The organism is Pradoshia sp. (assembly GCF_051873915.1).
Classification (GTDB): Bacteria; Bacillota; Bacilli; order Bacillales; family Pradoshiaceae; genus Pradoshia.
On sequence record NZ_JBJEFJ010000133.1, the window covers coordinates 95,879 to 102,868 of the forward strand.

The 6,990-nt window shown below is 43.4% G+C and carries 12 protein-coding genes; 5 read left to right on the forward strand and 7 right to left on the reverse strand.

The window, feature by feature from the left end; translation table 11 throughout:
• The first annotated feature begins 182 nt into the window (after positions 1–182).
• Positions 183–788, forward strand: coding sequence for a Crp/Fnr family transcriptional regulator (locus ACI35L_RS12355; RefSeq protein WP_439803007.1), 606 nt, complete (start codon positions 183–185; stop codon positions 786–788).
• Here the strand turns inward: ACI35L_RS12355 and ACI35L_RS12360 are convergent.
• The 7 genes from ACI35L_RS12360 to ACI35L_RS12390 all read right to left on the reverse strand — a co-directional run bounded on the left by ACI35L_RS12360 (position 781) and on the right by ACI35L_RS12390 (position 3,512).
• Entirely contained in the window at positions 781–1,497 is a 717-nt protein-coding gene (locus tag ACI35L_RS12360; RefSeq protein ID WP_439803008.1) for a class I SAM-dependent methyltransferase, read from the reverse strand. The two genes, ACI35L_RS12355 and ACI35L_RS12360, sit on opposite strands and share 8 nt — an antisense overlap.
• A 140-nt stretch (positions 1,498–1,637) precedes the next feature.
• Positions 1,638–1,856 (reverse strand): spore germination protein, encoded by a 219-nt coding sequence (locus tag ACI35L_RS12365; protein WP_049671841.1) that lies wholly within the window; start codon positions 1,854–1,856, stop codon positions 1,638–1,640.
• Between the two features lie 2 nt (positions 1,857–1,858).
• Positions 1,859–2,251: a spore germination protein GerPE gene (locus ACI35L_RS12370; RefSeq protein ID WP_049671840.1), complete on the reverse strand. Its 393-nt coding sequence runs from the start codon at positions 2,249–2,251 to the stop codon at positions 1,859–1,861.
• A gap of 8 nt (positions 2,252–2,259) precedes the next feature.
• Positions 2,260–2,436, reverse strand: coding sequence for a hypothetical protein (locus ACI35L_RS12375; protein WP_049671839.1), 177 nt, complete (start codon positions 2,434–2,436; stop codon positions 2,260–2,262).
• On the reverse strand, positions 2,433–3,059 hold the full coding sequence (gene gerPC / locus ACI35L_RS12380; protein WP_439803009.1) for a spore germination protein GerPC: 627 nt from the start codon (positions 3,057–3,059) through the stop codon (positions 2,433–2,435). The genes ACI35L_RS12375 and gerPC overlap by 4 nt, the downstream gene beginning before the upstream one ends.
• 7 nt (positions 3,060–3,066) lie before the next feature.
• Positions 3,067–3,279, reverse strand: a complete 213-nt coding sequence (locus tag ACI35L_RS12385) for a spore germination protein GerPB (RefSeq protein WP_049671837.1) — start codon at positions 3,277–3,279, stop codon at positions 3,067–3,069.
• An 11-nt stretch (positions 3,280–3,290) separates the two neighbouring features.
• Positions 3,291–3,512, reverse strand: a complete 222-nt coding sequence (locus ACI35L_RS12390) for a spore germination protein (protein ID WP_049671836.1) — start codon at positions 3,510–3,512, stop codon at positions 3,291–3,293.
• Positions 3,513–3,739: 227 nt separating this feature from the next.
• Between ACI35L_RS12390 and ACI35L_RS12395 the strand changes: the two genes are divergently transcribed.
• The 4 genes from ACI35L_RS12395 (at position 3,740) to ACI35L_RS12410 (ending at position 6,746) form a co-directional block, all read left to right on the forward strand.
• Entirely contained in the window at positions 3,740–4,948 is a 1,209-nt protein-coding gene (locus tag ACI35L_RS12395; RefSeq protein ID WP_439803010.1) for a DUF418 domain-containing protein, read from the forward strand.
• On the forward strand, positions 4,933–5,433 hold the full coding sequence (locus ACI35L_RS12400) for a DNA topology modulation protein (RefSeq protein ID WP_439803011.1): 501 nt from the start codon (positions 4,933–4,935) through the stop codon (positions 5,431–5,433). The genes ACI35L_RS12395 and ACI35L_RS12400 overlap by 16 nt, the downstream gene beginning before the upstream one ends.
• Positions 5,434–5,454: 21 nt before the next feature.
• Positions 5,455–6,318: a fumarylacetoacetate hydrolase family protein gene (locus ACI35L_RS12405; RefSeq protein ID WP_439803012.1), complete on the forward strand. Its 864-nt coding sequence runs from the start codon at positions 5,455–5,457 to the stop codon at positions 6,316–6,318.
• Between the two features lie 74 nt (positions 6,319–6,392).
• Positions 6,393–6,746, forward strand: coding sequence for a YisL family protein (locus ACI35L_RS12410; RefSeq protein ID WP_231589541.1), 354 nt, complete (start codon positions 6,393–6,395; stop codon positions 6,744–6,746).
• The last annotated feature ends 244 nt before the right edge of the window (positions 6,747–6,990 follow it).

Sequence of the window (6,990 nt, forward strand, 5' to 3'; positions counted from 1 at the left end):
TTGGAAAAGTATTTTATCTAGTCAGTTAAGACATAATGAAGGACAATAGGGAATGGCGAAATGCCATCAATCTAACTAGACGTTTAAGCAGGGGGAGTTACATAATGACTTGTTTGCAATGCAGTAGAAAATCTTGCTTAGCTTTTGTGCCTATTTTCAAAAGCTTGAAAAGCGAAGAGTTGATGGAGCTCTCAAAGATCATTACCCATAGAACGTATAAAAAGAGAGAAGCCGTTTATATAGCTGGCGAGTTGAATGATAATTTGTTTATTGTGCGTAAAGGGAAAGTGAAAATCACCTATGTCTCAGGTGAGGGGCGTGAGCAAATCGTCCGAATCATCCAGGAGGGTGACTTTTTCGGTGAGCTTTCTTTATTTAGGAACAGTCCGCTTCCATCCAACGCCGAAGCACTTGAAATGACGGAGGTTTGTATTTTAGAAGGCCGATTGTTTAAACAAATATTAGAGAAAAGCCCAAGTTTGGTCTTTAACTTATTCCATCAGCTGAGTGAGAGACTGGAACGTGCCGAGCTAACCTTGAGCCAGATTAGTCATCATGATGTAGGACAACGGCTGGCTGCTTTTCTTCTGCAATGTGCCGAGAAGAGTGGTAAGGAGAGCTTTGAGTTCCCAGTCAATAAAACGGATGCCGCTTCGATGCTCGGTACGACAAGGGAGACATTAAGCAGGAAGCTTTCTTTCTTTCAACGGGAAGGATACATCAAGCAATCAGGGAGGCAGATCACCATTTGTGATGCTGCCGCCCTGGAGGATCTTCTCTTTAGCTAGGCTTTACGGCTGAGACAATGAGAGCAGGAGATTGAAGAGAAGAATACTCCTTGCTCTCAAAGTTTCCGTACATGCTGACAGTCTTAAACCCGCAGTCCTGAAGCAAGGACAGCAGCCTCTTTGAGGTAGCCGGGTATAAGGGAATCGTGTTCTTGATGGTAGAGCCGTTTTGGGAAATGGATGTGGTAAACAGAATATGGTCACCATCAAGCTCATATTCGCGCATGAATGTGAATGAATCCTTCTCCATAACAGGAAAAGTAAAGTCTCCGCTTTTCAGTACCTTATCATAATTGACAATTTGGAAAATTAAGCGGCCTCCATTATTGAGCTTTTGAAACACTTGTTTGAAGAAGCTGCGAATTTCCTGCTCGTCATGCAGATGAACCAGGGTATTGCCAATGCAATAAATGCCGTCAAAGGACCCCTCAAGCTCGTCCAATTGCTGCATAGTTTTCGTTGTAACGGCAATTGGAAGATGACCGGACTCAGCCTTTGAGCGGATTTGTTCCGCCATCACGCCCTCCGGTTCCATAGCGGTCAGCTGGAACCCTTGCTTGGCTAGAGAGACGGCCATATTTCCAGTGCCTGCGCCCGCATCAAGCAAGGAGGCGCCTTTTTTAAATTGGGATGCGATAAAGGATAATGCCTTTTCATTGGTTGGAAAGATGGCATCATAATAAGGAGTTAGTGATAGATAAAAGGACATAGTCTATTCACACTTCTTTCAGTTTATTTGTCACGATAACAATAACGGATTTTTTTGTTGAATACCGTGACGGCAGACACGTTTTTTTTGATATTGAATGTAAAAAAAGGCAGTCTCCACTGTAGGAGGCTGCCTTAGGTTTAGTAATTCCCCGTAATCGGCTGGTCTATTCCGTTGATGTCAATGACAGAGTTTGCACTCAAGCCATTCGTATCAAAGATGAGACCTCCCGTGATACCTGAACCTGATCCATTGACACTTTTATTAGCGAACTTAGGCGAGATAACCAAGGAATCACCGAATTGAATGACACCGCTGCCCGCATTTAAGATTTGTACCGAACCAACTAGAGCCGGCAATATTAATCCCCTCCTTCCTTGGTCTGCCTGTTACTCAATAATTGCCTTATATTCATGACTCTTGTTTCATGGCGCATATATCGGCCGTTGCCAATCTGAAGAATAGATGAACTGGAAACGGCCTGAGATTGGATACCGCCTACATAGATGTACGGATTCGGATTCAAAAAGCTCATTTGGATAGGTTCATAGACGGGCTCAAAATCTGGTTCAGCATAGAACACTTTATAATCCCCAAAGTTTCCTTCCTGACCAAAAAATAGTTCCTGCTCTCTTTGATAGGCCAAGACATTATCGCTGGTGCGGAAATATTGAATCTCTCCAACCTCAAAAATGGCTCCCCGTGAAAGAATGGATACATGGATATTGTTAACGATGGATGTTCTCTCCCACATAATCTGCCTTATCTCGTTACGATTGGCTGTAAAGGACCAAACTCTAGTGCTTGTGGAGGAATATCAGAGGCAGTGAATAACTGCATGACCTCTGTATCCCCTACTTTTAAAGCTGAAGAACTGGAGATGGAAATGAGGTGAATATTTCCTACGCATAATTGTTCATTAATGACTTGGAAATTCATTTGGAATCCTCCTTCATGGATTCAGGATAAACCTGCAAAAAGCGGTTAATGGCATTTTGGATATCGGTGTGAATGACTTCGAGTATTTGCTCGCGCACCTGCGGCAGCTTTTGTTCATGCCTGTTATAAGCTGGTGTTTGGTCAAGATAGTGATTGATGCGCTGCGGCACCTGCCGTGCTAGATCATCTGTGATGAATGACCGCATATCCCCGTCTGCTTTCCTGCTGCAATGTCGCTCAGCCTCCGAAAAGATTTCATCCTTATCCTTATGGAACCCTTGAATAATTTCATCTGATAACTGATGAACAAATTCTTCTCGACCTGGGAATAGGAAGGGAGCAAAAGGAGCCTGGCCATTGACGGCAAATTCATCTATGTCGTTTAAATCTTGTGGAGATAAGCCAATATTCAATGTGCCCTCAAGCCGTTCAATTTTCAATTGATCGAAATTATATTCAATCTTATCGATGCGTACAGGGTTTTGTTGTTTCAATTCGAGAAGATCGCCCTGTAATTGAGCCAGATTATTCTCAAGTTGGCATATGGATTCCTTTTGGCTTTGGATGGTTTGCTGCAACTGAAAGAGAAGCTGGGTCAGGTTATACTGCAAAACTGAATTCACCCCTTTTTTAATCCATAATCTTCACTTGTGATGTCTCCTGCGCAGTTTGAAATAATGGATGTTTTGGTTCAGGTGCCGGTGCTGTAAATTCGCCGCTATTCGATAAATAGGATTGTGCTTTAATGATTCCTGTGCTTCCGATTTGAAAGACAGACGAGTTGGCAATGGCATTAATCCTAATCATATTTATATTAATGCTCTGTTTAATAAAGAAATTCATCTCTTCCACCCCTATAAAGTAAATGCAATTGGTTCGTCAATAGCATCGGCGTCATACGTATTCGTGGCACTGTATGGATTGTTGACCGCCACGTAATCCCCGGTGTTGAAGGAACCGGCCCCTGAGAAGGTTTTTGCATTGGAATACGGGGTCACTTTGTAAATATCTCCAATATTGAAGACCCCGCTGCTTCCGATTTGGAGGATTTGCACGACTCCGACTATACCTGGCATATTCTCACCTTCTTAGAATGACTTAATCAGATCAATCCCTCCAATCAGTATATGCCGACTGGGCGAATACGTGAGACAATCAAGAAAAACCGCAGCCCTTTCATATAAGAGAAGAGTAACGATTTATACAGTTATCTTATAAAAGGTCTTTTAATAACAGAACAAGGAAGAACCTGCTAAAATGAGAATAGTAGTTTGTCTATTCTGACTATTGATAAGGGGGATATATGCATTCTGTTTCGAGAAGTGAACGATTGACGGTAATTGACCTGTTAAGGGGAGTAGCCATTCTTGGTATCCTGTTGGTCAACATGATTGATTTTCATGCTCCATTTCTCTATTTGCAAGCTGATTATTGGAGCGGAGCGGATTACATTACATATGCGTTGGTAGATGTTTTGGCTCAAGGGAGCTTTTATCCAATGTTCGCGTTTTTATTTGGGTTCGGAGCCATCCTTTTAATGGAAAGGACAATCAAGAAGGGAATTTCCTTTCCACTTCTTTTCTCCAGAAGAATGGCTTTTCTCCTTCTTGTAGGTATTATTCATGCCTTTGTCATTTGGCATGGAGATATCTTGATCTCGTATGCCATTTGCGGCTGGTTCATCCTGCTGGTTTATAAACTTTCAGGTAAAGCGCTGCTAAAGATGGCCGTTTTGCTGTATACGATTCCATATGGATTGCTCGGCTCATTGACAATCCTCAGTAGTGTTATGTTTCCAGATGAGATGGCGGTGGAGACAGACTGGGCAAAGGCACGGGAAGCTGTACAGGTTTATGGGAGCGGCAGTGTTTCGGATATCTTTTCCTTTCGTTTTGAGGAATGGATGGCGGTGAATGGGTCGCTAAATGTTATCTTCCTCTTTCTGTCCATTTTTCCTTGCATCCTTGCCGGCATGTCCTTTGCAAAGCTTGGCTGGCTAAAGGACATCAGCAGCCATCGGAGGAAGCTGCGCTGGATGTTTGGGCTTTCCGCCGTTGTTGGCATAGGCTTGAAAATATACCCGTATTACGATGGATTTACGGTAGGAAGCTTATTTATGCAGGACAGCTTTGGCGGTCCCTTATTGGCCTTGGCTTATATGACAGGTATCACTCTTACGTATGAACGATTTTCTTCCTTTAGAAAATTGACCATGCCTTTCATTCCGCTTGGCCGGATGTCAATGACCAATTATCTGACTCAATCCATTTTTTGGACATTCATTTTTTATTCGTATGGCCTCGGTTTTTACAACCAGATTGGCATGCTCATAGGGACGATTCTTGCTATCCTTTTTGTCGCAGTTCAAGCGGTTTTCTCTGCCTATTGGCTTAAATCATACAAAATGGGTCCTGTTGAATATGTATGGCGTGTGGCGACATATGGAAAGAAGCAGTCATTCAGGCTTACTACTAAAGAGAAGGAACAGGGCGAGCGATGGAAAGAGTTATGATTATTGGAAGCGGGGGAGCAGGAAAGTCTGTGCTTTCCAGGGAGCTTGGGCAGCGCACGGGCCTGCCCGTTCATCATTTAGATACGGTTTTTTGGAAACCAGGCTGGGAGCCAATGCCTAAGAAAGAATGGGGGAGGAAAGTTGCGGAGCTTGCTCGTGAGCGGGTTTGGATCATCGACGGCAATTATTCAGGTACCATGGATATCCGGCTGAAGGAAGCGGATACGATTATTTTTCTCGACTATTCAAGGTGGATGAACATCTATGGAATTGTTAAACGCCGAATTGTGTATCGAAAACGTTCACGCCCTGATATGACAGAAGGATGTAAGGAGAAGCTCGACTGGGAATTTGTTAAATGGGTCTGGAACTTTGAAAAGGAGAAAGCTCCTTTGCTGCGTGAAAAGCTGAAGAAGATGGAAGAGAAGCGTGTGTATCATTTTAGAAGCCGAAAAGAACTAAAAGCCTGGCTTGCAGGTTTATAAAAGAAAGGAAGGGATTGTAGAATGAAATTGGCAACGGTTGTAATAGAGGGAAAAGAGAAAGCTGGGGTAATAGAAGGTGAGTTATTTTATCCACTGGAATCTGTTCGGGAAAAGATGGAGGGAATTCCGACGGATTTGAATACGCTCATTGAGCATTCGTCTGAGTGGCTGTCTGACCTAGCTAAGCTTAATTTGACAGACATGGAGGGATTGGCCGTAGAATCTCTTCAATATGCCTCCCCAATTAAGCCGAACAAGAATATATTCTGCATTGGGAAGAACTATGCTGCCCATGCAAGAGAGTTTGACGGAACACCGCCAGAGAATATGATTGTGTTCACAAAAGCGCCAACAACCGTCATTGGCCACGGGCAGCCGATACCGCTGCATGAAGGTGTAACAAATGAGCTGGATTATGAGGGGGAGCTTGCCGTAGTTATCGGAAAGAAAGGCAAGGCTATCTCGCGAGATGAGGCAGAGGACTATATTTTCGGTTACACCATCTTGAACGATATAACGGCAAGGGATCTTCAAGCAAGACATCAGCAATTCTTCCTGGGGAAAAGCCTCGACGGCACCTGCCCAATCGGACCATGGATTGTCACAAAGGATGAAGCAGGAGATGCACGAGACCTTGAGATTGAAACAAAGGTGAATGGAGAGGTAAGGCAGCATGCGCGAACATCCTTATTCCTCTTCCCTATTGATGAGATTATCGCTACTCTCTCTAAAGGAATGACCCTGGAGCCTGGAGACATTATTGCGACAGGAACCCCGGCCGGTGTCGGCAAAGGATTTAAGCCCCCTCGTTACTTGAAGGATGGCGATGTGATTGAGATTTGTGTCGAATCAATTGGAACCTTGGTGAATAAAGTCCAATCATAAGACATATTCTTCGAACTCGAAAAAAGATTATGCTACGATGGTATTGATGTCAGTAGGAAAGGTGGGGAAATCTAGTGGGCGGAACAGTAGAACATATTTCTATGTGGCTTTTGGCCATCATCTTATTCTTTGTATCCTTTAAGATGACGGGAAAATCATTGAAAATCACGATGATGATCAATCGGGTGCTATACATATTGATTATCGTCACAGGCGCGATGCTTCTCTTTAGCATTTCCAATATTAATGGGGAATATATCGGGAAGGCCATCATCGGTCTTTGGGTAATCGTATCGATGGAAATGACATCGGTCAAACGTTCTAAAGGAAAACCATACAAATCATTCTTGATTCAATTCTGGATTGCATTTGTGCTAGCGCTGCTTCTCGGATTCAGATTGCCATTAGGCATTCAGCTATTCGGATAATATGAACGAAATCTCCTTTACAAGGAGAGGGTAAGTCTGAAGACAAGAACCTGACTTCTCAGGTGACGTCTTCAGCTTTTTTTTATGCAGTAAGAAGATGACCTGACGAAGAACAGCTTAAAAAGATTGACGCAGAAGCACTGTGAAGCAGGCTTGTGGGTCTGTTTTATTTGTGGTTTTTGATTAGCTGATAAAACCAGTCAAGCGGTTACAACTAGAACAGGAGAATGTCCGCCACTCTTGG

Bases quoted from the DNA above. Each gene is read 5' to 3' on its own strand.
- ACI35L_RS12385 (WP_049671837.1), bottom strand. From the start codon at position 3,279: ATGAATTTCTTTATTAAACAGAGCATTAATATAAATATGATTAGGATT.
- ACI35L_RS12390 (WP_049671836.1), bottom strand. From the start codon at position 3,512: ATGCCAGGTATAGTCGGAGTCGTGCAAATCCTCCAAATCGGAAGCAGC.
- ACI35L_RS12355 (WP_439803007.1), top strand. From the start codon at position 183: ATGGAGCTCTCAAAGATCATTACCCATAGAACGTATAAAAAGAGAGAA.
- ACI35L_RS12405 (WP_439803012.1), top strand. From the start codon at position 5,455: ATGAAATTGGCAACGGTTGTAATAGAGGGAAAAGAGAAAGCTGGGGTA.
- ACI35L_RS12360 (WP_439803008.1), bottom strand. From the start codon at position 1,497: ATGTCCTTTTATCTATCACTAACTCCTTATTATGATGCCATCTTTCCA.
- ACI35L_RS12370 (WP_049671840.1), bottom strand. From the start codon at position 2,251: ATGTGGGAGAGAACATCCATCGTTAACAATATCCATGTATCCATTCTT.
- ACI35L_RS12375 (WP_049671839.1), bottom strand. From the start codon at position 2,436: ATGAATTTCCAAGTCATTAATGAACAATTATGCGTAGGAAATATTCAC.
- ACI35L_RS12400 (WP_439803011.1), top strand. From the start codon at position 4,933: ATGGAAAGAGTTATGATTATTGGAAGCGGGGGAGCAGGAAAGTCTGTG.
- ACI35L_RS12395 (WP_439803010.1), top strand. From the start codon at position 3,740: ATGCATTCTGTTTCGAGAAGTGAACGATTGACGGTAATTGACCTGTTA.